The following is a 23,727-nucleotide window of genomic DNA, read 5'->3' on the forward strand; positions in this document are numbered from 1 at the left end:
CGACGCTCGAAGGCAGCCTCTTAGGGAGACAAGTTCTCGCGGCCGAGGCATGTGGGCTGACAGAGTGCGAGTGGGCGGACGAACTCGCCGGCCTCGGCTGCCGACGATCCGTCGCGGTCGCGATGGCGGCTCGTGCCTGGCGTTCTGTCCTGGCGACGCCCCGACGAGTTGCACGGCCCGCCTGCGCCGCACGATCAACGGTACCGCGTTCGGCCAGGAGGTTGATCCACGCCTCCTGCGCGTTGACGGTCCCCCGGATCTTGGTCCGGCCGAAGGGTGAGCCCCCGGGTCTCATTCGGCGGCCTCTCGGGCCGCCGCCGAGGCGAATTCCTGGGGCGTCCGCCACCCCAGGGCTTTGTGAGGGCGGCTCTCGTTGGACTGCCGTCGCCACGCCTCGATCTTGGCCCGGGCATCGGCCAACGACGAGAACCAGTTCGCTTTCAGGCACTCGTCGCGCAGGCGACCGTTGAACGACGAGACCAGCGCATTGTCGGTCGGCTTGCCAGGACGCGAGAAGTCCAGCGTGACGCCGGTCTCGTACGCCCCGATCTCGTCCTGCCGGGCCACGGAGGGGACGTCTCGCGCAAGGTCGCCGGCAGCCAGGTCGCGCGTCACGGCCGTGAGGGCCCCCACGCGCCGGGCGACCGCCCGACCGATCAGCGCGGCCAGGAGGGCGACCATGCCGGCGGCCGCAACGACACGCTCGAGGAGGCTGAGCCGGGCGGCCCTCCGGGCGGCCCTCACCTGGCCGGCCGTGTCGTCGGCGTAGACGCCCGATCCGATGATCCAGCCCCAGGGCTCGAAGCCCTGCACGTAGGAGATCTTGTCGACCGGCCGGCGCTCGCCCGGCTTCGCCCGAAGGTACGGCACGAACCCTGCTCCGGCCTTGCGGACCGTGTCCACCATGTCGCGGAACAGCGCCTTGCCGGTCGGGTCGAGGGTCTTGGTGAGGTCGGCTCCGTCCAGGTCGGGCCTGAGGGGATGCGCGATCATGCGGGGGTGCATGTCTTTGATCCAGAAATACTCCTTGCCGTCGCAGCGCATGGCCCTGAGGGCCGCCACGGCGAGAGCCTGGGCCTGCTCGCGGGTCATCTTGCCGGCCCTCTCCTGGTCCGCGAAGCCGGCGACGGCGCCGTGGGCCGCCTCGACCAGCTGGCGCGCCTCGACCAGCTGGCGCGCCTCGACCAGCTGGCGCGCCTTGGCCATCCGGGCCTCGACGACGCTGTCGCGCAGGGCGAGCCCGGCGAGGGCGATGACGACGCCGATCCCGACGAGAGCGGCGGCGGGAATGGCGTGGAGCTGTGCCCTGATCCCGAGCTGCACCGGATCCTCCCCCTGAATGCCCGCCTTTGCGACGGATGCAGGCCTGAGAAGATGCCGTGTCTACACTTATATCTTCTTGGCAGGGCGCTTTCTCATTTAATGCAGGGCGCAAACACACAGCACATCCGAAGCCCTGAAGGAATTTCGGCTTATGTCATTCGGACGAGACTGGCGCAAACGCGGCCGCACCAGCGGATGTGGGCCGTTGGATCCACGCACCCGGCTCGCCGCTGCGGCTCCGGGATGCGGTGAGAACCACCATCGCGGCCCATCGTTGCTCCAGCGCTCAATGGGATCGCAGAAATCCAGCTTAGATAGATTGTTCTAACTCTTTCTGCGGCCAAAGATCGAATTAGAAGGCAAATATGAGCTGAAGGACAGTCACGATTTAGGCAAAGTTTACGTTCTCCTGCTCTGACAAGGGTCAGAACGGCAAGACAGAGTACGATGATATTCGAAAAGGCGGCGGCCATGCTCCTTGAGAATGACGAGGCGCGCGACGCCTGCGACGATGGGACGGGGACGGAACAGGGCAATGCTGCCCTCCTCCCGGCCGTCCTGGAGACCATGGATCAGGGTCTCATGATGATCGACGCCGAGGGTGTCGTGCGCGTCTGCAACGGCCGCGTCATCGAGATGCTCGATCTGCCTCCCGAGATGATGCGGGCGCAGCCCAGCTTCGACCAGGTGCGCCAGTACCAGCTCGGTCGGGATGAGTTCCGCCGCTCTCCGAAGGAATTCCGCCAGTGGGTCGCGGATACCGGATTGAGGCCGCGCCACCACGTCTACGAGCGGGAGCGACCCAACGGCCGCATCCTGGAAATCCGCACCGTGCCCCTCCCCGGGGGCGGCGCCGTCCGCACCTACACCGACATCACCGACCGCAAGCGCGCCGAGCAGCAGGTCGCCGCCAGCGAGGCCCGCTACCGCGCCCTCGCCGACGGCCTGCCGCAGATGGTCTGGGTCATGCGCGCCAGCGATGGCGAGTTGCTCTACCGCAACGCGCGCTTCGCGCACTACTACGGCGAGATCGGCACCGCGCGGGGGGAGCGCGTGGAGCGCAGCCACCCCGACGACGCCGCGCGGGTCGCGGCGGAGTGGGCGCGGTGCCGGGCCGAGGGCTGCCCCTTCGAGATCGAGGTGCGCCTGCGCCGCCACGACGGCGTCCATCGCTGGCACAAGCTCGTCAAGATCCCGGTGCGCCACGCGGGCGAGACGGTGGAGTTCCTCGGCACCGCCCTCGACATCGAGGAGATCGTCGCTGGTCGCGAGGCCCTGCGGGTCACGACCGACCGGCTGCGCCTCGCCCAGGAGGCGGCCGGTGCTGGCCTGTTCGACTGGAGCCTGATCGACGGCAGCGCCCTGCTCTCGCCGGAGACGCTGCGGCTGTTCAACCTGCCCGAGGACCGCGCGACGCGGGTCACGCAGGCGGAGTGGGCTGCCGCCATGCACCCGGACGACCTGCCGGTGCTGGCGGCCGAGACCCGGCGGGCGGTCGCCACCGGCACGACCCTGCGAGTCGAGTTCCGAATTCCCCTGCCGGACGGGTCCGATCGCTGGATCATGGGCACGGGCCGGGTGATGGCGGACGGGGATGGGCGCGCCGTCCGCGTGGTCGGCATCAGCATCGACGTCACGGACCGCAAGAGGGCCGAGCAGGCGCGGCAGGCCAGCGAGGCCGCGCTGCGGGTCAGCGAGGAGCGCCTCGCCCTCGCCCTGGAGAGCGGCAGCGACGGCCTGTGGGACTGCGACCTCACCACCGGCACGTCCTGGGTCTCCGACCAGTGGCTGACGATGCTCGGGTACCGGAAGGGTGAGCTCGACGCGGGCTACGAGACGTGGCTGCGCCTGCTGCACCCGGACGACAGGGAGGCGGTGCTGGCGCGCGTGCGCGACCACCTGGAGGGCCGCACACCGAGCTACGAGTGCGAGCAGCGCATGCGCCGCAAGGACGGCGGCTGGGCCTGGATCCTGGAACGCGGCAAGGTCGTCTCGCGGGCGCCGGACGGCACCGCCCGGAGGGTGGTGGGCACCCACATCGACATCACCGCGCGCAAGGAGGCCGAGGCGCGGGTCACCCACATGGCCCGCCACGACACCCTCACGGACCTGCCCAACCGGGCGCTCTTCCGCGAGCGCCTGGAGCAGCGGCTGGCCGAGATCCGCCGCCACGGCGGGCACTGCGTGCTGCTGGCGCTCGACCTCGACGCCTTCAAGGCCGTGAACGACAGCCTCGGTCACCTCGCGGGCGACGCCCTGCTGCGCGAGATCGCCCGGCGGTTTCGGTCGGTGCTGCGCGCGGAGGACACCGTCGCCCGGCTCGGCGGCGACGAGTTCGCGATCCTTCTCGGCGGCACGCCCCGCCTGGAGAGCGTCATGGACTTCGCCGAGCGGCTGGTCGCGTCCGTGCGCGAGCCGGTCACGCTGGAGGGGCAGCAGGTCGGCGTCGGCGTGAGCATCGGCATCGCGATCGGCCCCGAGCACGGGGAGGATGCCGACACGCTGTTCCGGCACGCCGACCGCGCGCTCTACCGCGCGAAGAGCGACGGGCGGAACACCTTCCGGTTCTTCGAGCCCGCGATGGACAGGGCGGCCGAGGAGCGCCGCCGGCTCGAACTCGACCTGCAGCTCGCCCTGCGGCGCGGCGAGTTCGTGCTGCACTACCAGCCGGTCCTCGACGTCGCCTCCCGGGCGATCGTCGCGGTCGAGGCGCTGGTGCGCTGGAACCACCCGACCCGTGGCCAGCTCGGCCCGGGCGTGTTCATCCCCCTCGCGGAGGAGACGGGTCTGATCGTGGCGCTCGGCGAGTGGGTGCTGCGGACCGCCACCCGGGACGCGCGGCACCTGCCGGAGCACGTGCGGGTGGCGGTCAACATCTCCGCAGTCCAGGTCCGGCACGCCAGCCTCGGGCAGACCGTGCGGGCGGCCCTCGACGCCGCCGCGCTCTCTCCGGACCGACTGGAGCTCGAGATCACCGAGAGCGTGCTGATGGGCGACAGCAGCCTGGTGCGGGACGCGCTGTCCGGGCTGCGCGAGCTCGGGACCCATCTGGCGCTGGACGATTTCGGGACGGGGTACTCGTCCCTGAGCTACTTGCGGCAGTACCCGTTCGATCGGCTCAAGGTGGACCGCTCGTTCATCGCCTCGATCCCGGACCAGGGGACGGTGACGATCCTGCGGGCGATCGTCGGCCTGGGCACGGGGCTCGGCATGACCGTGACGGCCGAGGGTGTGGAGACGCCCGCGCAGTTCGCCTTCGTGGAGGCCGAGGGCTGCGCGCAGGTGCAGGGCTACCTGACCGGCAAGCCGCAGCCCCTCCCTGACCTGCTGGCGACCCTTGAGGGACGCAACGACCAGCCTCCTCTGCAGGACACCTTTCCGCCCTCGCCGACACTGAAACCTCGCTCGCCGAAAGCCGTTGAGCCACTGACCCGCAGGCCGTGAGCATGCGTCAGCGTCGGTCGCCTCGCGGCTTGCAGGAGATCATCCTCAACAGCTGGAGGACTTCGAGCATGGCGCGCAATCCTCTCACTCCCTTCTCCGGCGGCCTGATCGGGGGCGGTGACCCCTTCCTGTCTCTCCACCGCGAGATGAACCGGCTGTTCGACGACGTCTTTCGCGGCGCCAGCCTGCCGGCCTCCGGAGGTCAGGGCACGGGCGCGGGCGGCTTCATCGCCGCCCACATCAACGTGTCGGAGACCGACAAGGAGATCCGGGTGACCGCCGAGCTGCCCGGCGTGACGGACAAGGACATCGACGTCAGCCTCGATGACAACGTGCTGACGATCCGGGGCGAGAAGAAGTTCGAGCAGAGTCAGGGTGGCGAGAAGGAGAACTTCCATTTCGTCGAGCGCTCCTACGGCACCTTCCAGCGCTCGCTGCGGCTGCCCTTCCCTGTTGATCCGGAGCAGGTCAAGGCCAGCTTCGAGCACGGCGTGCTCACGATTGCTCTGCCCAAGACCGCGCAACAGGAGCGCTCGCGCAGGATCCAGGTCCAGAGTGCCGGAGGCCCGCAGGGCGGCGGGTCGGGCGGCCAGGGCATGAGCGAGGCCCAGGGCACCTCCCCGCAGAGCAGCCAGGGCGGATCCGGAGCCTAGAGCCGTGGCCGGCCCGCGCGGTGCGGGCCGGTAAGGCCACGCCGAAGACCTGATCCGCTGTCCGGACGATCACGTCCGGACAGCGGATGATCCGGGATCTGGTTGATCGAAGCGGATCCCGGATCACAAGCCCGCGCGGCGCCTGAGCGCGGCGCCTGAGCGAAGCCCACATCCGCATGGCGACGCAATCCGTCGGATGTCGGATGATAGTGTGAACGGCTCCTGCCACACGTGCCGAAGTGCCGGGGTAAGATCGTTCGTTCGGATCTCAGGAGCCGTTCATGGTACATGTTGAGCACTGCCGGCCTCGGTCCGACGAACAAGGTCATGCAGATCCACGGCATCAATGATCACGGCGGCGTCGCCCTCAAGATCGACTTGAATTCGCTGAAACCGATGGCGATCGCGAGGAATACGGCTGTGATCGGATGCTCTGCGAGCCGAGCATCTCACTCCCGAAGGGGCCGGATCGAGACCGATCAAGAGCGATGGGTCACTCGGTCCCGGGTGGCGGCCTGCGAGCCCGACGGCCTCCTCGAACGCGCTGTCGCGATGGCGCGGAAGTGCTGATATATCAAAATGCTCGCAACCGCGGCGAAGAAGCACCACACTGATATATAAGTTAATGGATAGAAATATTTTGAACCAATAAGGATTAGCACGTTGCCGAGGCCCATCATAATGATCATTCGATGACTGGAAAGGAGCAACGGAATGCTGATCCCGGCCAAGTAGATGTATTCGATTCCGGCGATCCGACTGAAGTCGCTGTGGTAGAAAATGCTGTGACCGAGGACGTTGGCCCGGTAGGGTGAACTGATCATGCCGAACAAGAGATAGGCCGCCACGGCCAGCCCATACGGAATGAAGAGGCTGATGAACCTGCGGCGGCGAAAGTCTACCTCTGCGAGAGCTGCGCTGATCGGGATGAGCACCGGCCATATCACCTCCGCGAAGGCCAGGAAGGCATGGGTCAAGGCTGCGGTGATCAAACCACCCGTCTGAGTTTCAAGCCGAAGCCAAAGGGCGCCTTCAACCCACTGTTGGAGTCCGAAGGCGAGGGGAATGGCCGCGAGCGGCACTTGCCGCCACGCCTGCGCCCGCGCCAATGTCACGGCACCGAGGGAAATCAGGGCCGCACCGGCCGTAAAGCTTGCTGTTGCCGAAAAGCACATCCGGAGGGCCGCCTCTGCCGTACATCTGGCGCCATGCTCGCGGGATCCTCCGAGCTGGCATTGATTTCGATTAATGGCGGTGATCAAGCGCTGCGGGCGGTGCAAGGAGGCCGAACAGGTCGTGGCCCTGCCCCGGTTCGTGGTCCGGGGCCTGTGCAAGTTCTCGGGCGAAACAGGGCCGTCCCCACGTCGCGGATCCGCCCAGGGAGCGTCGCCGAGACGCGCAGACGGGGGTGGGGCTATCGATCTGCCGGACCATCGCGGAGGCCCATGGTGGGCCTCTCACGGCCGAGCGCAACAGAGCCGGCGGGGCGACGTTCCGGTTGGCGCTGCCGGCCGTGACCGAACGAGAGCTGATCGATGCCGGTTAGAGCGGTCGTGCACGCCGTCGATGGCCCGGAGGCGATGCGGGAGTGCGTGGCGTTCCTGCTCGCCGCGCAAGGGTTTGCGGCAGGCAACGCGACGGCGCGGAGCTGGTGCTTGCCGCCCCACCGGATTGATGATCGGCTGCATGGTTTCCGGCATTCGCCCGCTCGCTCCGCGAGGGGGCCGGTTCCTCATGGCGGCATACGCCATCCGGTTGATGGCTTCGCCATCTCCGATTTCGGCCATGCGGATGTCGGCTTCGCTCAGGCGCCGCGCTCAGGCGCCGCGCGGGCGCGCGATCCGGGATCCGCTTCGATCAAGCCGATCCCGGATCAGGGGGCAGTATGTCGTGACGCCTGACGATAGCGATGACCGATGTCGCATGTCAGGCGCAGATGTCCTGGAAGAGGTAGAAGCCTAACCGGTCGGCCGCCTCGCGGGCAGCCCAGGGCTGAAAGCCGACCGGCACGTCTGCCTCGCTGCGGGCCGTGTAGCCGTAGGACCAGTTCTCTGGCGCGAGAAAGGCCGGCACCGGCATGTCTTCACGGACAGCGCAGCACACGCCCGGTTTGTGCTTGCGCAGAAATACATTGTAAGCGTCGCGCAGCTGATCTTGTGCCAGCATGGCGTCCTCCCTTGCTCCCTCGGCTCGGCTATTCGAGCGGCCTGAGACCCGCCGCTCATTGATCCAGCGCAAACGGATCCAGCAGGATGCGCGCCACGGGACCTATGTAGAAACCCCTAAGGGATGTCGCGGAATTTTCAGATCGAGAGGTTGTCTGCCACACGTCTGTCGACTCACCCCAGCAGGTCACGCGCGCCTCGGTCTCACGGCCGCGCAGGCCGAGGGAGCACCGGCGATGGTCCTGAAGCACTCCGGCCTCATCGCCTTTGCGGCAAGAGCGGCGCTCGGAGCGGCCGCGATCGTCGCCGCCGCAGATCCTGGCATTCGGATCGCTTACTCGGATGGAGCAGTGCAGGCGCGTGTCGAAAAGGCGGCGCGGCAAACGGACCGGGTGATCCGCGCCAGGATGATCGAGGCGGCCCAGCACTCCGAGCTCCAAGTCGGGCAGGTGACCGGCGGTGATGGGACCAGCGCCCGCGGGCGAATGGTCGTGGCTTCCCACGCGCAGTGAGAAGGCTGGACAGCCATGGTGTTTCCCGATGCATCGCTCCTCGACGAAGCGGCTGAGGAACTCGCATTCCTGAGGACCGTCCTTCGGTCGAGCCGGCCAAGTCCCGCTTCCACGCCCAGGGCTGGAAAGGCGGGAGCGGTCTCTGATGCGCGTGCACTCGAGCTCGCGGCCGACCGCGATCTGGGTCGTGTCCCTGACGGCGGTGTAGCGCGACGCTAACGAGGCAGCCGGCCCGCGCGCCCGTCACAGCTCTGCGCCCGCGAGACCGGCACGTCGACCTGCCGCAGCTTGGCCACGACCTCCTCCGGCTCGCGCTTCCTCGTTCCCATCGCGCCCGTCCTCCGGCCCAAAGCCATGATTCGGACCGGACCACTCCGACGGCGGCTGAGCGGGGGCGGTGGCCGGTGTTAGTGTTCAATCGATAAATAAGCATTGACAGGATCTCCCGCTGCCGTCAGTTTATCACTTGATAAATGACTGCGGCCCGGGCCGGTGCATTGCGGCGCCCGCCCACCATGGAGGAACGTCATGGCCATTCGGACGGGGTCCGCCGGCAGGCGGGCGATCATCGTCGGCGGCTCCCTGGGAGGGCTGTTCGCGGCCCTGCTGCTGCGCCGGGTCGGCTGGCAGGCCGAGATCTACGAGCGTGTCGGCGCCGAGCTCTCCGGCCGCGGCGCCGGGATCGTCACCCACGCGGAGCTGTTCGACGCCCTCGAGCGGGCCGGCATCGAGCGGGGGCGGGCCGAGATCGGCGTGGCGGTGGCGGGGCGCCGGGTCCTGGCCCGTGACGGAAGCATCCTCGCCGAACGGGCCCTGCCGCAGGTGCTCACCGCCTGGGGCCACCTCTACACCCTCCTCCGGCGGGCCCTGCCCGACAGCTGCTACCATCGGGCCCGCGGCCTCGTGCGGGTCGAGGAGGGCCCCGAGGCGGTCACGGCCCATTTCGCGGACGGCTCCACCGCGCGCGGCGACCTCCTGATCGGGGCCGACGGCATCGGCTCGGCGGTGCGGGCGCAGTTCGCGCCCGAGGCGGCGCCCCTCTACGCCGGCTACGTCGCCTGGCGGGGACTCGTCGAGGAGGCGGACCTGTCGGGGGAGACGCGCGCCGCGCTCTGCGACCATTTCTGCTTCGCGCTGCCGCACGGGGAGCAGATCCTCGGCTACCCCGTCGCCGGGGCGGGCGACGCGACCGTGCCGGGCCGGCGCCGCTTCAACTTCGTCTGGTACCGGCCGGCCGCTCCGGAGACCGGGCTGAGGACGCTCCTCACCGACCTCGACGGGGTGACGCACCCGCTCTCGATCCCGCCGAACCGGATCCGTCCGGAGGTCACGGCCGCGATGCGGCGGGACGCGCGCCGGCTCCTCGCGCCCGCCTTCGCCGAGGTGGTGGAGCGCACGGCGCAGCCCTTCCTGCAGGCGATCCAGGACCTTGAGACGCCCCGCATGGTGCTCGGGCGCCGCGCCGTGATCCTGGGCGACGCCGCCTTCGTGGCGCGGCCCCATGTCGGCATGGGCGTGACCAAGGCCGCCGGGGACGCGCGCGCCCTCGCGGAGGCGCTCGACGCCCACCCGCACGACCTCGCGGCGGCCCTCGGCCAGTTCGAGCGGGCGCGCCTCGCGCCCAGCCGCGCCGTGGTCCGGCGGGCGCGGGAACTCGGCGCCTTCATGCAGGCGCAACTCCTCACGCCGCGGGAGCGGGCGCTCGCCGAGCGCCACCGTGCTCCCGAGGCCGTCATGGCCGAGACGGCCGTGGCGACCGGGCTCGCGGCCTGAGCAACGATCACCACAGCAGGAGGGACGACACCATGGAGATCGAGCGGATCGCGGGCCATCCGGCCTTCCGCCGGCTCGCCTTCGAGCGCGGCTGCCTCGGCCTCGGCCTCGCGGCGGCGATGGCGGGGGCCTACTTCACCTACATCCTCACCATCGCGTTCCGCCCGGCCCTCCTCGGCCTGCCGGTCGCCGAGGGCTCCGCGATCAGCTGGGGCATCGTCGCCGGGGTGGGACTCCTCGGCCTCGGCTTCCTGCTGACGGCGATCTACGTGCTCGTCGCCAATACCCGCCTCGACGCCCTGAGCCGCCGCCTGCAGGAGGACCTGCGATGAGGCCGCGCCTCCTCCCGGCCCTGGTGCCGCTCGCCCTCGCGGCGGGACCGGCGGCGGCCGACGCGCTGTCGGGCCCGTCGAGCCGCCAGGCCCTGAACCCGGTCGCCATCGGCCTGTTCCTCGCCTTCGTGGCCGTGACCCTCGCCGTCACAATCCGGGCGGCCCGGCGCGGCACCCGCACGGCGAGCGACTTCTACGCCGCGGGCGGCTCGCTCGGCGGCGTCCAGAACGGGCTCGCCATCGCGGGCGACTACACGTCCGCGGCCACGTTCCTCGGAGTGACGGCGCTCGTCTACGGCTCGGGCTACGACGGGATGATCTACGCGGTCGGCTTCCTGGTCGGCTTCCCGATGATCCTGTTCCTGATCGCCGAACCCCTGCGCAATCTCGGCCGCTACACCTTCGCGGACGTGGCCGCCTACCGGCTCGCCGAGATCCCCGTGCGGCTGGTGGCGGGGCTCAACACCCTGGTGATCGTGCTCCTCTACCTGATCGCCCAGATGGTCGGGGCCGGCAAGCTGATCGAGCTCCTGTTCGGCCTGCCCTACGCCACGGCGGTGGCGCTGGTGGGCGTGCTGATGATGCTCTACGTCGCCTTCGGCGGCATGCGGGCGACCACCTGGGTGCAGATCATCAAGGCGGTGCTCCTGCTTGCCGGGACGGCGCTGATGGCGGCGCTCATCCTCGCCCGGTTCGGCTTCAGCCTGGAGGCCCTGTTCGCGCGGGCCATCGCGCTGCATCCCAAGAGCCGCGCCATCATGGCGCCGGGCGGGCTCGTGCGGGATCCGGTCTCCGCGCTCTCGCTCGGCCTTGCGCTGATCTTCGGCACCGCCGGCCTGCCGCACATCCTGATGCGGTTCTTCACCGTGGCGGATGCGCGCGAGGCGCGGCTCTCGGTGCTGGTCGCCACCGGCTTCATCACGGTGTTCTACACGCTGCTCTTCGTGCTCGGCTTCGGGGCGATCGCCCTCGTGCTCGGCGAGCCCGCCTTCACGGACGCGGCCGGCCGCCTGATCGGCGGCCCGAACATGGTGGCGCTTCACCTCGCCGACCGGCTCGGGGGCGCCCCGCTCCTCGGCTTCATCTCGGCCGTCGCCTTCGCGACCATCCTGGCGGTGGTCTCCGGGCTCGCGATCGCCGGGGCCTCGGCGGCGAGCCACGACCTCTACGCCCGCGTCCTGCGGCGCGGCCGGGCGAGCGAGGCGGAGGAGGTGCGCGTCTCGAAGGGCGCGGCGGTGGCGATCAGCCTCGCCGCCATGGCCCTCGGCCTCGCCTTCGAGAACCAGAACATCGCCTTCCTGGTCGGGCTCGTCTTCGCCATCGCGGCGAGCGCCAATTTCCCGGTGATCGTGCTCTCGGTCTCCTGGCCGGGGCTGACCACGCGGGGAGCCGTCGCGGGCTCGCTCGCCGGGCTCCTGTGCGCGCTCGGCCTGATGATCCTCGGCCCGGGCGTCTGGACCGCCGTGCTCGGCCTCGGGGCGGCCCCGTTCCCCTACGACAACCCCGCGCTCTTCTCCGTGCCGCTCGCCTTCGTGACCGCGGTGGCGGTCTCGCGCCTCGACCGCAGCGCGGCCGCCCGCGCCGTCCGCGCGGCCTACCGCGCCCAGCACGTCACCGCCCAGACCGGCTTCGACCGGCCCCGGCCGGTCGCCGCCCACTGACCGAGGAGGACCCATGACCGAATCCCCCGCCCATGCCTGGCCCGCGCCGCCGGCCGACTGGCCCGAGGCCCTGCGCCGGGACTTCGCCGACCGCGCCGGCAACGGGCAGGTCGGCAGCCGGCTCGTCTCCGAGACCGACCGCGTCCGCGTCTGGCTCCTGACCCTGAGGCCCGGCGAGCGGATCGGCTTCCACACCCACGTCCTCGATTATTTCTGGACCGCCATCACCGCAGGGCGCGCCCGCTCGCATTACGGGGACGGGCGGGTCGCGGAGGTGTCCTACGCCCCCGGCGACACGCGGCACCATCGCTACGCGCGGGGCGCCTTCATGGTCCACGACCTGGAGAATATCGGCGACACCGACCTCGTGTTCACCACGGTGGAATTCCTCGACAGCGCCAACCCGCCCCTGCCGCTCGGTCGCGACGCGGCCATCGCGGTCCCGGCCGGGCGGTGACCGGCCGGTCAGCCCCCCTCGGCCGCGCAGCCCGCGCGGCCCCGCCCCGGCCCGGTGGTCTTCCCGCGACGCCGCGTGGTAACCTGCCGCCGTGGATGCGACGACGAAATTCGTGACGGCCCCCCGACGCCCGTCCGCGGCGCAGCGCGCCCCGGTCCGCGCGGGCGAGGCGGGGCGCCGGCGCCTGAGCCCGGCCCAGCGCGAGGAGGAGATCGTCCGCGAGGCGGTCGGGTTCTTCGCCGAGTTCGGCTTCGAGGGCCAGACCCGGGAACTCGCCAAGCGGCTGAACATCACGCAGCCGCTCCTCTACCGCTACTTCCCGACCAAGGACGCCCTGGTCGAGCGCGTGTACCAGGAGGTGTTCCTGCGCCGCTGGAACCCGGCCTGGGAGGAGGCCGTCCAGGACGCCTCCCGCCCCCTGCGCGAGCGGCTGACCGCCTTCTATACCGATTACGCCAGCGTCATTCTCACCTACGAGTGGATCCGCCTGTTCATGTTTGCCGGGCTCAAGGGCCTGGACTTCAACACGCGCTATCTGGATCTGCTGCGGGAGAGGATTTTTTCGGTCATCATCGGACAGTTGCGCGAGGAGTTCGGCAGGCGCCCGCTCGCGGACAAGCCGGCCACGCCGCTCGAGATCGAGGCGATCTGGAGCCTGCATGCCGGCATCTTCTATCTCGGCGTGCGCAAGTTCATCTACAGCATGCCGGTCGACGACATCCCGGCCATCGTCGGCATGAAGGTTAAGATGTTCCTCGACGGCGCGGCCTCGGTGATCGGCGTCGAGGAGGACGCGCCCTGCGCCCGGTGAGGCGGTCCGCGGCCGGGTCGGGATCGGGGCGCGGGCGGCGCCGCGCCCCGGGAGGCCGGTGAGGGCGCGTCGCGCGTGGGCGCGGGAGAGCGCTTTCGGACAAGATGACATGGCTCTGGTTGTCTCTCGGAAGCTCGTCCGGGGAGAGAATCCCGTGATGGCGACGGGCCGCCATGGTGCCGGAATCGATGATGCCGGGGCCGCGCCGCACGGCGCCGGCTGAATCTGCGGGACGAGGAGGCGCGGATCGCCGGGCTGCGGGCCGACCTCGTGGGATCCGGCCGCCGCCAGGGGGCTGCCGGCCTGACCGGGGCGGCCCGGTGGCTCGGGCGCGACTCGGTTGCACGCTGCCGCGTTGCGACCACGAACGTGTCACAGTGCTCCTCGCGAGACCGTGAGGAGTATCGGCGTGAACGCCTGCAGCCTGCCGCCCGAGCCGCCCGACCACCCCTTCATCCCGGGTGGCAGCGAACTCGGCGCGCTCGTGCGCGCCCACGATTGGGCGGCGACTCCCCTCGGGCCCCTCGAAACCTGGCCCCAGAGCCTGCGCACCGCGGTCGGGATCGTGCTGCTCTCGCCCGTGCCCATCGTGATGCTGTGGGGCGAGGACGGCATCATGATCTACAACGACGCCTACTCGGTCTTCGCCGGGGGACGGCACCCGCAGCTCCTCGGCTCCAAGGTGCGCGAGGGCTGGCCCGAGGTCGCCGATTTCAACGACCACGTCATGAAGGTGGGGCTCTCCGGCGGCACGCTCGCCTACAAGAACCAGGAACTGACCCTGCACCGCTACGGCCGGCCCGAGCAGGTCTGGATGGACCTGGACTACTCGCCGATCCTCGACGAGCGCGGCCGGCCCGCCGGGGTCGTCGCCATCGTGGTCGAGACCAGCGAGCGCGTGCGGGCGGAGCGCCGCGAGGCCTTCCTGGCCGGGCTCGCCGACGCGCTGCGCGACCTCGCCGACCCGCTCGCCGTGCGGGAGGCCGCGACCCGCAGCCTCGGCCTCCATCTCGGCGCGGACCGCGTCGGCTACGGCGAGGTGAGCGACGCGGACGGCGCCCCGCGCCTGACCATCGCGCAGGATTGGTGCGCGCAGGGCGTCGCCTCCATCGCCGGCCAGCACGACATGACCCGCTACGCCTCCGCCTTCCTGGCGGATTTCCTGGCCGGCCGGACGGTCGTGTTCGAGGACATGCGCAGCGATCCCCGGACCGCCGGCCAATCCTCGGAGGCGGCCCACGCGCGCCTCGCCGTCCGGGCGCAGATCGTCGTGCCGCTGGTCAAGGCCGGGCGCCTCTCGGCCGTCCTCTTCGTCCACTCGGTCGAGGCCCGGCCCTGGTCGGCCGACGACGTGTCGCTGGTCGGGGAGGTGGCCGAGCGCACCTGGGCCGCCGTCGAGCGGGCCCGGGCCGAGCGCATGGTCCAGGAGCGCAACGCGCGGCTGGAGATCCTCGCCGAGGCGATCGAGCGCGCGCCCGCGGCGCGCACGCTGGGCGAGCTGATGGAGATCGTGGGGGCCGCGGCGCGGCGCCTGTCGGGGGCGGACGGCGTCACGGTCGTGCTGCGCCGGGGCGAGCAGTGCTTCTACGCCATCGAGGACGCGGTGCAGCCGCTCTGGAAGGGACGCCGCTTCCCGCTCGTCTCCTGCATCTCGGGCTGGGCCATGCTCAACCGCCGGACCGCGATCGTGGCGGATGTGCGCGCGGATTCCCGCGTGCCGCAGGATCTCTACACGCCCACCTTCGTGCGCAGTCTCGTGATGGTGCCGATCCTGGCGGACGGCGAGGCGACCGCCGCCATCGGCGCCTACTGGCCGGAGGTCCATCGGCCGCCCGAGGGCGAGGTCGCGACGCTGGAGGCGCTCGCGCGCACGGCGGGCGCGGTGCTGCGGCGCCTCGACGCCGAGGAGGCGCTGCGCCGCCTCAACGAGACCCTGGAGACGCAGGTCGCCGAGCGCACCGCCGACCGGGACCGCATGTGGCGGCTCTCGACCGACGTGATGCTGGTGGCCCGCTTCGACGCCACGATCACGGCCGTGAACCCGGCCTGGACGACCCTGTTCGGCTGGCGCGAGGACGACCTCGTGGGCGGCCGGTTCACGGATTTCGTCCACCCGGAGGACAGGGAGGCGACGCGGGAGGAGGTCGGCCGGCTCTCCGAGGGGCTGACGACGCTGCGCTTCGTCAACCGCTACCGGCACCGGGACGGCAGCTACCGCTGGCTGTCCTGGACCGCGGTGCCGGACGAGGGGCTGATCCACGCGGTCGGCCGGGACATCACCGTCCAGCGCGCCCAGGGCGAGGCCCTGGCCAAGACCGAGGAGGCGCTCCGGCAGGCTCAGAAGATGGAGGCGGTGGGCCAGCTCACCGGCGGCCTCGCCCACGACTTCAACAACCTGCTCACCGGCATCGCCGGCTCCCTCGAATTGCTGCAGACGCGCGTGGCGCAGGGCCGGACGGGCGAGCTCGACCGCTACATCGAGGCGGCGCAGGGGGCCGCCAGGCGCGCCGCGGCGCTCACTCACCGGCTCCTCGCCTTCTCGCGGCGCCAGACCCTCGCCCCCAAGCCCACCGACGTGAACCGGCTCGTGGCGGGCATGGAGGAGCTGATCCGGCGCAGCATCGGCCCGGCGATCGCCCTGGAGATCCTGGCCGGGGACGGCCTCTGGCCGATCCTGGTCGATCCGAGCCAGCTCGAGAACGCGCTGCTGAACCTGTGCATCAATGCCCGCGACGCGATGCCGGACGGGGGCCGCATCACGATCGAGACCTCCAATGCCTGGCTCGACGAGGAGGCGGCCCGCCCGCTCGATGTCCCGGCGGGCGAGTACCTGCTCCTGTGCGTGACGGATACCGGCACCGGCATGCCGCCCGACGTGATGACCAAGGTCTTCGACCCGTTCTTCACGACGAAGCCCCTCGGCGAGGGCACGGGGCTCGGCCTGTCGATGATCTACGGCTTCGTCCGGCAATCCGGCGGGCAGGTGCGGATCGCCTCCACCCTCGGCCAGGGCACGACGATGGGCCTCTACCTGCCGCGGCACCGCGGCGAGGCGGAGGCGCCCGAAGCCTCGCCCGCCCTCGCCGTCGCCCCCCGGGCCGGGCAGGGCGAGACGGTGCTGATCGTCGACGACGAGCCGAGCGTGCGCATGCTCGTCACCGAGGTGCTGGAGGATCTCGGCTACGTCGCCATCGAGGCGGCGGACGGGCCGTCGGGCCTGAAGGTGCTGCAATCCGGCGCGCGCATCGACCTCCTGATCACCGATGTGGGGCTGCCCGGCGGCATGAACGGCCGGCAGGTCGCCGACGCGGCCCGGGTCACCCGCCCGGACCTCAGGGTGCTGTTCATCACGGGCTACGCGGAATCGGCGGCGATCGGCCGGGGGCTGCAGGAGGCCGGCATGGCGATCCTGACCAAGCCGTTCGTCATGGACACGCTCGCGAGCCGCATCAAGGACCTCATCTCCGGCCAGGGCTGATCCCGACGGTGACGGGAAACGACCGTCGGTTCCGTTGTCGAATCGTCGTCCCGAGGCGTCGGCTTCGTTCGCCGTCGACGGCAGAGCGGCGTCGCCGATCGCGGTCCTGGGCGCCGCCGCGCGGGGAGGGACGCGTCACGGTCGGCCCTCACGGTCGGCCCATGCGGCGCCCGCCGGGCTTGCAAGACGCGGTCCCGTTCCGCACGAGGGCGGTGGTGGGGCGCAGCGGCGGGGAGCGGCGGCATGACGGGGCTCAGCCTTCAGGACGCGGCCAGGAGGGCGGGGGTGAGCCGGTCCGCCATCTGGCGGGCGATCAGCGCGGGCCGGCTCGCCGCGCAGCGTCGCGAGGACGGGGAATTCCGCATCGCGCCCGCCGAGTTGCAGCGGGTCTACCCGCGCGCCGCGCCGCCGGACAATCCTCTCGACCAGGAGGCGCAGCGGGCCGACGCGGTCGCGCTGCGCCTCCGGCTCGCCGCCGCGGAGGCGGAGATCGGGGGCCTGCGCGAGATGGTGGAGGAGCTCCGCCGCGCCCGCGACCAGTGGCAGCAGCAGGCCGAACGGCTGACGCGCGCGCTCGCGGCGCTCGGCGCGCACCGGTAGCCGCCCGTCTCGGCGGGGGGCGGCGTCTCGGACGCGTGCCGACGATGCACCCGCCCGTGCCGGGCCGAGCGGCCTCATCCGGCGAAGCGGGGCGCCCGCACGCGGCGCGCACTGCCCGCCGGGGATCCGGCCCGCACCCACGAACCAAGCGCGGCCTCGCGCGTAAGACTGCCCGCGCGAGGTTGCGCGGACGAGCAGCGGGCCCATGACGCGGCAGCGATTCCGGCACGAGGAACGGCGGACACGGCGGGGCGCCCGGATCGTCGAGGGCTTGCGGTGGGTCACGCGGCCGCTCGCCGCGCCCGATCCGCTCCTGTGGGCGTTGATCGCCGCGCTCCTGGCAGTCGACGGGGCGTGGCTGTGGGCGGCCGGGATCGCCCTCGACCCGGCGGGTTTCGGGGGGCTCGCCGGCCTCGTGGCGGTGCTGCTCCTCGGCGCTTTGTTCTGGAGCCGGGCGACCTCGCATCCCGCCCTGCGCGGCATGGCGCTCGCCTCGGCCGGCCTGATGGCCGGCACGGCGGCGCTCGGCCTGCTCCACTACCTCGCCGCCACGCTGGGGCGTCCCCTCGCCGACCCCGTGCTCATGCGGGCCGAGGCGGCGCTCGGCTTCGACTGGCGCGCGCACGTGGCGCTGGTGGAGCGCCACCCCGCCGTCGCGCGGGCCCTCGCGCTCGCCTACCATTCGAGCGGTCCGCAGATCGCCCTGGTGGTGATCGTGCTCGCGGCGACCCGCCGCATGGGCCGGCTCTGGGCCTTCGTGCGCCTGTTCTGCGCCGCGCTGGCCTGCGCGGTCGCCGTCTCGGCCCTGCTGCCGGCGGTCGGCCCCTACGCCGCCTACGGCCTCGCCCCGCCGGATCCGGATTCGGTCGAGACCGTGGGCGCCCTCTGGCACCTCCACCCCCTCGCGCAGCTGCGCGCGGGCAGCCTGCGGGTGATCGCGCTGCAGGACATGCGCGGCCTCGTCACCTTTCCGTCGTTCCACGTCAGCCTCGCGCTGATCACCGCTTGGGCGCTCGCGCCGGTGCCGGGCCTGGGAAAGCCGGCGATCCTGGTGAACGCGGCCGTCGTGCTGGCGACGCTGAGCGCGGGCGGGCATTACCTGCCCGACCTGCTGGCCGGCGCGGCCGTGGGCGGCGCGCTGCTCGCCCGTCTCGTCCTGGCCCGCCGGCCGGCCGCGCCCACCGAGGCCGCCGGCCGGCTGATCCCGAGCGCACTCTCCCGCATCGTGCCGCGCCGGGAGCGCGCCTGATCCCGCCGGCGTCCCCCCGGACCGAGGGGCCGCCGCGCCGTGCGCGACCGCACGGAAGCCGGCGGCGCGCCCGTGTCGGATGGGCGCCAGGGAGACTCTCGATCACCGAGGAGGCGCGCATGACCCGCCGCGACACCGATCCGGGACGCACCATCGCGGCCCTGGCCGACGACCTTCCCGACGACGTGCTCGACCGCGCCGTCGGCGGCCGAAGCTACTCCGATTTCGGCCTGGGCGAGCTGACGCCGAAGGACCCGATCGCGGTCGGGTCGCAGCAGGCGGGCATGACCTTCCGGATCTCGGCCTTCCAGATCGTCGACATCTTCACGCAATCGCGCGGATCCGGCGGCGGCGGCGGCGGAGTTTGATGAGCGACGCCATTGACCGCCGCGTGGGCGGGCGGGGTCGGCCGCGCGAGCGCGGCACACCACGAGTTGCGCTCGCGCCCTCGCACGCGCCTTGCTACGGGCAATCCATGTCTCAGCACACCCTCCGCGCCTGTCTCAGCGCGCTCCGTCTCGCCAGTTGGTTCTGTGTCGTCCTGATCGTCTGGCTCTCGTGGATCCCGCGCGAGTGGGAGATCCGCACCGGCCTGCTCGGCCAGATCGAGCACGTCATCGCCTATTGCGGGGCGGCGGCGCTCCTGGCTACCGCCTACCCGCACATCCGCCGCGCCCCGCTGAGCGCCGGCCTGGTCGGCCTCGCGGGCCTGCTCGAAGTCGGGCAGATCTGGGTTCCGGGCCGGACCCCGCAGGTGATTGACTTCGCGGCCAGCAGCGCGGGGGCGATCCTCGGCGTCCTGCTCGGGCGCGCGGCGCTCGCGGCGGCCGGCTGGGCGGCGCGTCGGGGCGCCTGAGCGCCCGCGCCCGGCGTCGATGGCGCGCCCGCCCGGCGCCGGCGGCGCGGGGCCCGCCTCGCGCTGGCGCGGGGCCCGGGTGGCACCGGTCGCCGTCCCGCTCGAGGATGGATCCCGCCTGCGCCGACCCGCCCTCCCGCGCGGCGCGCGAACCGCCGCCGCCACGCCGGTCGCACTCAGCCTTTATCAGTCAAATTGCAATAAAATTGTCCGTGACGAACGCGATGAGTTGGACGATCAGTATCAATCGAAAGTTAGGACCGGAAGCCTAGCCTCAGCTGGTCTAATTTGCGGCCGGCCCGTCATGCTCCTTCGAAGACATTTCTTGCGCAGTCAGGACGGGAGCAACTCCGTGGAGTTCGCCCTGCTCACGCCCGCGCTGATCGTGCTCGCCTTCGGCCTGATCGAGTTCGGGCTGATCGTGTACACGCTCAACAGCGCCGAGAGTGCCGCGCGCGACGTGACGCGCCAGCTCGCCACCAACCGGATCAGCGCCGCCCAGGCGTCGGACGCGGTGATTCGCCAGCTCCCGGCCTGGGTCGCGGCCGGGACCACGATCAGCGTCACCCAGACCGCGCCGGGCGACCCGGCCAACAACCGCTTCACGACGGACGTCGCCTTCTCGGCCGCGGCGGCGACCCCCACCACGCTCCTGAACTGGGCCTATGGCAGCGTCGTCCTGCACGCCCGGGTCAGCATGCAGCAGGAGCCCGGCTCATGAGGCACTTCTTCCGCGACCGCGCCGGTCAGATCACCGTGCTGGCGAGCCTGCTGTCGCCGGTCGGGCTCGGCGTCGCCGCCCTGGCGATCGACCTCTCCACCCTGCAGATGGTCAAGCAGCGGCTCAAGGTGACGGCCGACGCCGCCTCCCTGGCGGCCGTGGCCGTCCTGCCCGACACGGGCACGGCCCTGAGCCGGGCCCTCGCGATCGCGGCGGACAATGCCGGGGCGGGCGCCGGTTCGGTGACGACGGCCGCCGACGTCCAGTTCGGCAGCTACGATTCGGCCACGCGGACCTTCACGGCCGGCGCTACGCCGGCCAACGCCGTGCAGGTCACCGCCTCCCGCAGCGAGGCGCGCGGCAACCCGGTCATCACCGGCTTCGCGCGGGCGCTCGGCTGGGCGACGCCCGACCTCTCGGCCAGCGCGGTGGCGGTGCGGTTCTCGCCGGCCTACTGCTTCCTGGTCCTCGACCCCTCGGCCTCGGGCGCCCTCAGCGTCTCGGGGACGGGCCGCCTCTCGGTGCCGAATTGCGGCGTGCAGGTGAATTCCACCTCCGCCTCGGCCGCCACCACCGGCAACAACAGCACCGCCCAGGCCCGCAGCTTCTGCATCACCGGGGGCTATTCCGGATCGAGCTTCAGCCCCGTGCCGATCACCCGGTGCCTTCCCGCCGCCGATCCCCTGGCGGACATCCCCGAGCCCGCCCCACCCACCGCCGGCTGCTACTACAACGGCCTCAACACCGGCTCCGGCATGACGCTTCCCTCGAACGTCACCTATTGCGGCAAGATCACGCTGAACGGAAACGGCAATTTCAACCTGCAGCCTGGCCTGTACTATTTCAAGAACGCCACTGTCGAATTGCTGCAGAACGCGTCCCTGGCGGGATCGGGAGTGACGATCTTCCTCGACGCGACCTCCACCCTGAAATTCGCGGCCTCCGGGACGGTGAACCTGAAGGCGCCGAGCACCGGCCCCTATCGGGGCTTGCTGATCTTCCAATCCCGCAGCGCCTCGGCGACGACCACGAGCGTGGTGCGCGGCAGCCCCGACATCCTGCTCGACGGGACGATCTACCTGCCCAGCGCGACACTGAGCATGACCGGCTCCGGCACCGTCAGCGACGTCGCCAAGAGCGGCTACGTCATCGCCGGGCGGGTCAACTACAACGGATCGGTCACGTTCAACTTCGACGTCTATTCGGACGTCCTGCCCGCGGGCTTCAAGTACAGTTCGGGCTTGGTGGAGTGAGGCCGGGCTCGCCCGGCGGCCCTCTGCCCCTGCACCTCCGTCCGGGCGCCCGGCCGCGGGATCCGGGGCCGGACCGTTCCCGAACCGGCGGGGGCCGGGTGGGCGGTGGGACCCGCGCGTCGAGCGGGCCGGCGGACCGGGGAGAGCCGCTCCCTCGCCGGCAGCCGACGCGGCCGCCGCGCACGCGGCCCGGAGCGCCTCCTCACGCGCGGCGGCCCGCTGGGGCATCCCCATGCGACCGCGCCCGCGCAGGCCCGCGACCACGACGGCGAGGTGGCCCTCGGCCGTGTCCCGCGGCGGGGGCCACCAGTTGCAAGATGCTCTCGGCGCGCGGAGCGTCCCTCCGCGCTGAACGGACGGGAGAGAGGGACAGCCGCCCCGCCGCTCAGGCGACCGAGTGCCTCGCCATCAGGCGCGCGAGTTCGGCCTCGGCGACCTCGCGCGCCTCCGCCTCGGATCGGTGCGGCCGGTCCGACCGGCGGTAGAGCTTGCCGTGGTCGCGAATCGCCCAGGTGTAATGGCCCGCCGCATCGCGGCTGGGCCGGATCTCCAGCGTGAAGCAATGCTGCCCGTGCGCGTCCATGACCCGGATATGGAGGCCGGCGCCGCGGGTCCAATGCGGCGAGATGGCTAGTGGCCGTGATGGACGGCGGACGGGCGTCGCGCCGGCCACGCCAGCCGCCGGCGGAGGGGCCGCCCGTCACCGGCCCGACCGCCTCACGGCCTCGCGGCGCCGCCGCCGCAGTCCCAGGATGGTGCCGGGCGCGTCGCGACCAGCCGCGCGGCGCGGGCGGAGGCGGATCGCTGGCCCCCCTCTTGCAAATCCCGCCGCGCACCGGAGGGGTCCCGCATGAACCGACGCCAAGTCCTGACACTCGGGGGCGCCGCCCTGGCCTGTCCGGCCCTCGCCCGCGCGGCGAGCGAGACGACGCTGCGCTTCGTGCCCTACGCCGACCTGGCGCTGCTCGACCCGATCATCACCACGAACTACGTCACGCGGACGCACGCGCTCCTGGTCTTCGACACGCTCTACGGGACCGACGCGCAGTTCCGGCCTCAGCCCCAGATGGTGGCGGGGCACGAGGTCGAGGCCGACGGGCGCCTCTGGCGGCTGACCCTGCGGGAGGGCCTGCGCTTCCACGACGGCAGCCCGGTCCTCGCCCGCGACGCGGTGGCGAGCCTCAGGCGCTGGGCCGTGCGGGACGCCTTCGGCGGTGCGCTCTTCGCGGCCCTGGACGAGATCTCGGCACCCTCCGACCGCGTGGTGCAGTTCCGCATGAGGCGGCCCTTCCCGCTGCTGCCCCAGGCGCTGGCCAAGCCGACCTCGTACGTGCCGGTCATCATGCCCGAGCGCCTCGCCGCGACGCCCGCGACGAGCGCGGTGCCGGAGATGGTCGGCAGCGGTCCCTACCGCTTCGTCGCGCAGGAGCGGGTCCCGGGGGCGCTCGCGGTCTACCGTCGCTTCGCCGAGTACCGGCCGCGGGAGGGGGGCGAGGCGAGCTTCACGGCCGGGCCGCGGATCGCCCATTTCGAGCGGGTCGAGTGGCGCACCATGCCCGATCCCGCCACCGCGGCGAGCGCGCTGCGGGCCGGCGAGGTCGACTGGATCGAGCAGCCCGCGATCGACCTCGTGCCGCAGCTCGCGCGCGCCCGGGGCGTCACGGTGGCGGTGGTCGAGCCGGCGGGGCTGATCGGGCAGATCCGCTTCAACCACCTGCAGCCGCCCTTCGACAACCCGGCCATCTGCCGGGCCTTCCTGGGGGCGGTCGACCAGACCGAGATGATGGACGCGGTGGCCGGCACCGATCCGGCGATCCTGCGCGGGCCGGCCGGCATCTTCACGCCGGGCGGGCCGATGGCCTCCGAGGCCGGGATGGAGATCCTGACCGGTCCCCGCGACATCGCCCGCAGCCGGCGCGAACTGGAAGCGGCCGGCTACCGCGGCGAGCCGGTGGTGCTCCTCGCCGGCACGGACGTGCCGCGGATTAACGCGGTCTGCGAGGTCATGGCGGAGGTCTGCCGCCGGCTCGGCGTCGCCCTCGACTACGTCGCCACCGATTGGGGCACGGTCAACCAGCGCATCCTCAACCCGAAGCCCCTGGACCAGGGCGGCTGGAGCCTGTTCGGCATCTTCTCCGGCGGGCTCGATCACCTCTCGCCGGCCTACCACCTCGCGACCCGCGGCATCGGCCGGGCCGGCGTGCCGAGCTGGCTCACCGACGCCCCGCTGGAGGAGCTCCGCGACGCGTGGTTCGCGGCGCCCGACCTCGCCGCCCAGCAGGCGATCGCGGCGAAGATCCAGGCCCGCGCCCTCGCGGTCGGCGCCTACATTCCCTGCGGCCGCTACGTCCAGCCGACGGCCTACCGGTCGGAGCTGACCGGGATGCTCACCGGGCTGCCCCTGTTCACCAACCTGCGGCGGGGCGGGTAGCGCGGGAG

General features: G+C 71.7%; 20 protein-coding genes and 3 pseudogenes. 18 read left to right on the top strand and 5 right to left on the bottom strand.

Annotation, left to right across the window (positions count from 1 at the left end; all coding sequences use genetic code 11):
• Positions 1-291: 291 nt before the first annotated feature.
• Together M446_RS39035 and M446_RS39040 are read right to left on the bottom strand one after the other, a co-directional pair.
• A pseudogene (locus tag M446_RS39035) lies at positions 292-543 on the bottom strand (integrase core domain-containing protein); the annotation flags it as partial.
• A gap of 9 nt (positions 544-552) precedes the next feature.
• Positions 553-1,206, bottom strand: a pseudogene (locus M446_RS39040) (cache domain-containing protein); the annotation flags it as partial.
• Between the two features lie 588 nt (positions 1,207-1,794).
• Here M446_RS39040 and M446_RS18690 point away from each other — a divergent pair.
• Both M446_RS18690 and M446_RS18695 read left to right on the top strand, forming a co-directional pair.
• On the top strand, positions 1,795-4,767 hold the full coding sequence (locus M446_RS18690) for an EAL domain-containing protein (RefSeq protein ID WP_012333666.1): 2,973 nt from the start codon (positions 1,795-1,797) through the stop codon (positions 4,765-4,767).
• 29 nt (positions 4,768-4,796) lie between these two features.
• Positions 4,797-5,420, top strand: coding sequence for an Hsp20/alpha crystallin family protein (locus tag M446_RS18695; protein WP_265576383.1), 624 nt, complete (start codon positions 4,797-4,799; stop codon positions 5,418-5,420).
• A 479-nt stretch (positions 5,421-5,899) separates the two neighbouring features.
• Here M446_RS18695 and M446_RS18700 read toward each other — a convergent pair whose 3' ends face one another.
• Complete coding sequence (locus M446_RS18700) at positions 5,900-6,682, bottom strand: DUF6629 family protein (protein ID WP_265576384.1); 783 nt, start codon at positions 6,680-6,682, stop codon at positions 5,900-5,902.
• Between the two features lie 95 nt (positions 6,683-6,777).
• Between M446_RS18700 and M446_RS35560 the strand changes: the two are divergent.
• Both M446_RS35560 and M446_RS37395 read left to right on the top strand, forming a co-directional pair.
• Positions 6,778-6,966: pseudogene (locus M446_RS35560) on the top strand (ATP-binding protein); the annotation flags it as partial.
• A gap of 7 nt (positions 6,967-6,973) precedes the next feature.
• Entirely contained in the window at positions 6,974-7,321 is a 348-nt protein-coding gene (locus M446_RS37395) for a hypothetical protein (RefSeq protein ID WP_150108699.1), read from the top strand.
• Between the two features lie 25 nt (positions 7,322-7,346).
• Here M446_RS37395 and M446_RS18705 read toward each other — a convergent pair whose 3' ends face one another.
• A complete protein-coding gene (locus M446_RS18705; RefSeq protein ID WP_012333669.1) occupies positions 7,347-7,586 on the bottom strand; it encodes a hypothetical protein in 240 nt (79 codons plus the stop codon).
• 235 nt (positions 7,587-7,821) lie between these two features.
• On the opposite strand from M446_RS18705, the gene M446_RS18710 reads away from it, so the two are divergent.
• The 13 genes from M446_RS18710 to M446_RS18770 all read left to right on the top strand — a co-directional run bounded on the left by M446_RS18710 (position 7,822) and on the right by M446_RS18770 (position 21,288).
• Positions 7,822-8,097: a hypothetical protein gene (locus M446_RS18710; RefSeq protein WP_012333670.1), complete on the top strand. Its 276-nt coding sequence runs from the start codon at positions 7,822-7,824 to the stop codon at positions 8,095-8,097.
• A 528-nt stretch (positions 8,098-8,625) separates the two neighbouring features.
• Positions 8,626-9,870 carry an FAD binding domain-containing protein gene (locus M446_RS18715; RefSeq protein WP_012333671.1) on the top strand — a complete coding sequence of 415 codons (1,245 nt, stop codon included), beginning with the start codon at positions 8,626-8,628 and terminating at the stop codon, positions 9,868-9,870.
• 32 nt (positions 9,871-9,902) lie between these two features.
• Positions 9,903-10,202, top strand: coding sequence for a DUF485 domain-containing protein (locus tag M446_RS18720; protein WP_012333672.1), 300 nt, complete (start codon positions 9,903-9,905; stop codon positions 10,200-10,202).
• Entirely contained in the window at positions 10,199-11,863 is a 1,665-nt protein-coding gene (gene actP, locus M446_RS18725) for a cation/acetate symporter ActP (RefSeq protein WP_012333673.1), read from the top strand. The genes M446_RS18720 and actP overlap by 4 nt, the downstream gene beginning before the upstream one ends.
• A gap of 13 nt (positions 11,864-11,876) precedes the next feature.
• Complete coding sequence (locus tag M446_RS18730) at positions 11,877-12,320, top strand: hypothetical protein (protein WP_012333674.1); 444 nt, start codon at positions 11,877-11,879, stop codon at positions 12,318-12,320.
• Positions 12,321-12,432: 112 nt separating this feature from the next.
• Positions 12,433-13,131: a TetR/AcrR family transcriptional regulator gene (locus M446_RS18735; protein WP_018259910.1), complete on the top strand. Its 699-nt coding sequence runs from the start codon at positions 12,433-12,435 to the stop codon at positions 13,129-13,131.
• A 409-nt stretch (positions 13,132-13,540) separates the two neighbouring features.
• Positions 13,541-16,609, top strand: a complete 3,069-nt coding sequence (locus M446_RS18740; RefSeq protein WP_012333676.1) for a PAS domain S-box protein — start codon at positions 13,541-13,543, stop codon at positions 16,607-16,609.
• Positions 16,610-16,894: 285 nt separating this feature from the next.
• Positions 16,895-17,209, top strand: a complete 315-nt coding sequence (locus M446_RS18745) for a hypothetical protein (RefSeq protein ID WP_012333677.1) — start codon at positions 16,895-16,897, stop codon at positions 17,207-17,209.
• 205 nt (positions 17,210-17,414) lie between these two features.
• Complete coding sequence (locus tag M446_RS18750; RefSeq protein WP_012333678.1) at positions 17,415-18,458, top strand: phosphatase PAP2 family protein; 1,044 nt, start codon at positions 17,415-17,417, stop codon at positions 18,456-18,458.
• A 119-nt stretch (positions 18,459-18,577) separates the two neighbouring features.
• Positions 18,578-18,826 (top strand): hypothetical protein, encoded by a 249-nt coding sequence (locus tag M446_RS18755; protein WP_012333679.1) that lies wholly within the window; start codon positions 18,578-18,580, stop codon positions 18,824-18,826.
• A 107-nt stretch (positions 18,827-18,933) separates the two neighbouring features.
• The gene (locus M446_RS18760) at positions 18,934-19,314 is read left to right on the top strand and encodes a hypothetical protein (protein ID WP_018259908.1); all 381 of its coding nucleotides are present in this window, start codon (positions 18,934-18,936) and stop codon (positions 19,312-19,314) included.
• A 352-nt stretch (positions 19,315-19,666) separates the two neighbouring features.
• On the top strand, positions 19,667-20,035 hold the full coding sequence (locus M446_RS18765) for a TadE family protein (protein WP_012333681.1): 369 nt from the start codon (positions 19,667-19,669) through the stop codon (positions 20,033-20,035).
• Positions 20,032-21,288, top strand: coding sequence for a TadG family pilus assembly protein (locus M446_RS18770; RefSeq protein ID WP_012333682.1), 1,257 nt, complete (start codon positions 20,032-20,034; stop codon positions 21,286-21,288). The genes M446_RS18765 and M446_RS18770 overlap by 4 nt, the downstream gene beginning before the upstream one ends.
• A 385-nt stretch (positions 21,289-21,673) precedes the next feature.
• On the opposite strand, the gene M446_RS18775 is transcribed toward M446_RS18770, so the two are convergent.
• Positions 21,674-21,871, bottom strand: a complete 198-nt coding sequence (locus M446_RS18775; protein ID WP_018259907.1) for a hypothetical protein — start codon at positions 21,869-21,871, stop codon at positions 21,674-21,676.
• A 267-nt stretch (positions 21,872-22,138) separates the two neighbouring features.
• Between M446_RS18775 and M446_RS18780 the strand changes: the two genes are divergently transcribed.
• Positions 22,139-23,719 (top strand): ABC transporter substrate-binding protein, encoded by a 1,581-nt coding sequence (locus M446_RS18780; RefSeq protein ID WP_012333684.1) that lies wholly within the window; start codon positions 22,139-22,141, stop codon positions 23,717-23,719.
• The last annotated feature ends 8 nt before the right edge of the window (positions 23,720-23,727 follow it).

This window comes from Methylobacterium sp. 4-46 (assembly GCF_000019365.1).
Classification (GTDB): Bacteria; Pseudomonadota; Alphaproteobacteria; order Rhizobiales; family Beijerinckiaceae; genus Methylobacterium.

Excerpts from the sequence above, each read along its gene's own strand:
- M446_RS18690 (WP_012333666.1), top strand. The coding sequence starts at position 1,795 with ATGCTCCTTGAGAATGACGAGGCGCGCGACGCCTGCGACGATGGGACG.
- M446_RS18705 (WP_012333669.1), bottom strand. The coding sequence starts at position 7,586 with ATGCTGGCACAAGATCAGCTGCGCGACGCTTACAATGTATTTCTGCGC.
- M446_RS18710 (WP_012333670.1), top strand. The coding sequence starts at position 7,822 with ATGGTCCTGAAGCACTCCGGCCTCATCGCCTTTGCGGCAAGAGCGGCG.
- M446_RS18715 (WP_012333671.1), top strand. The coding sequence starts at position 8,626 with ATGGCCATTCGGACGGGGTCCGCCGGCAGGCGGGCGATCATCGTCGGC.
- M446_RS18720 (WP_012333672.1), top strand. The coding sequence starts at position 9,903 with ATGGAGATCGAGCGGATCGCGGGCCATCCGGCCTTCCGCCGGCTCGCC.
- actP (WP_012333673.1), top strand. The coding sequence starts at position 10,199 with ATGAGGCCGCGCCTCCTCCCGGCCCTGGTGCCGCTCGCCCTCGCGGCG.
- M446_RS18730 (WP_012333674.1), top strand. The coding sequence starts at position 11,877 with ATGACCGAATCCCCCGCCCATGCCTGGCCCGCGCCGCCGGCCGACTGG.
- M446_RS18750 (WP_012333678.1), top strand. The coding sequence starts at position 17,415 with ATGACGCGGCAGCGATTCCGGCACGAGGAACGGCGGACACGGCGGGGC.
- M446_RS18755 (WP_012333679.1), top strand. The coding sequence starts at position 18,578 with ATGACCCGCCGCGACACCGATCCGGGACGCACCATCGCGGCCCTGGCC.
- M446_RS18760 (WP_018259908.1), top strand. The coding sequence starts at position 18,934 with ATGTCTCAGCACACCCTCCGCGCCTGTCTCAGCGCGCTCCGTCTCGCC.
- M446_RS18770 (WP_012333682.1), top strand. The coding sequence starts at position 20,032 with ATGAGGCACTTCTTCCGCGACCGCGCCGGTCAGATCACCGTGCTGGCG.
- M446_RS18775 (WP_018259907.1), bottom strand. The coding sequence starts at position 21,871 with ATGGACGCGCACGGGCAGCATTGCTTCACGCTGGAGATCCGGCCCAGC.
- M446_RS18780 (WP_012333684.1), top strand. The coding sequence starts at position 22,139 with ATGAACCGACGCCAAGTCCTGACACTCGGGGGCGCCGCCCTGGCCTGT.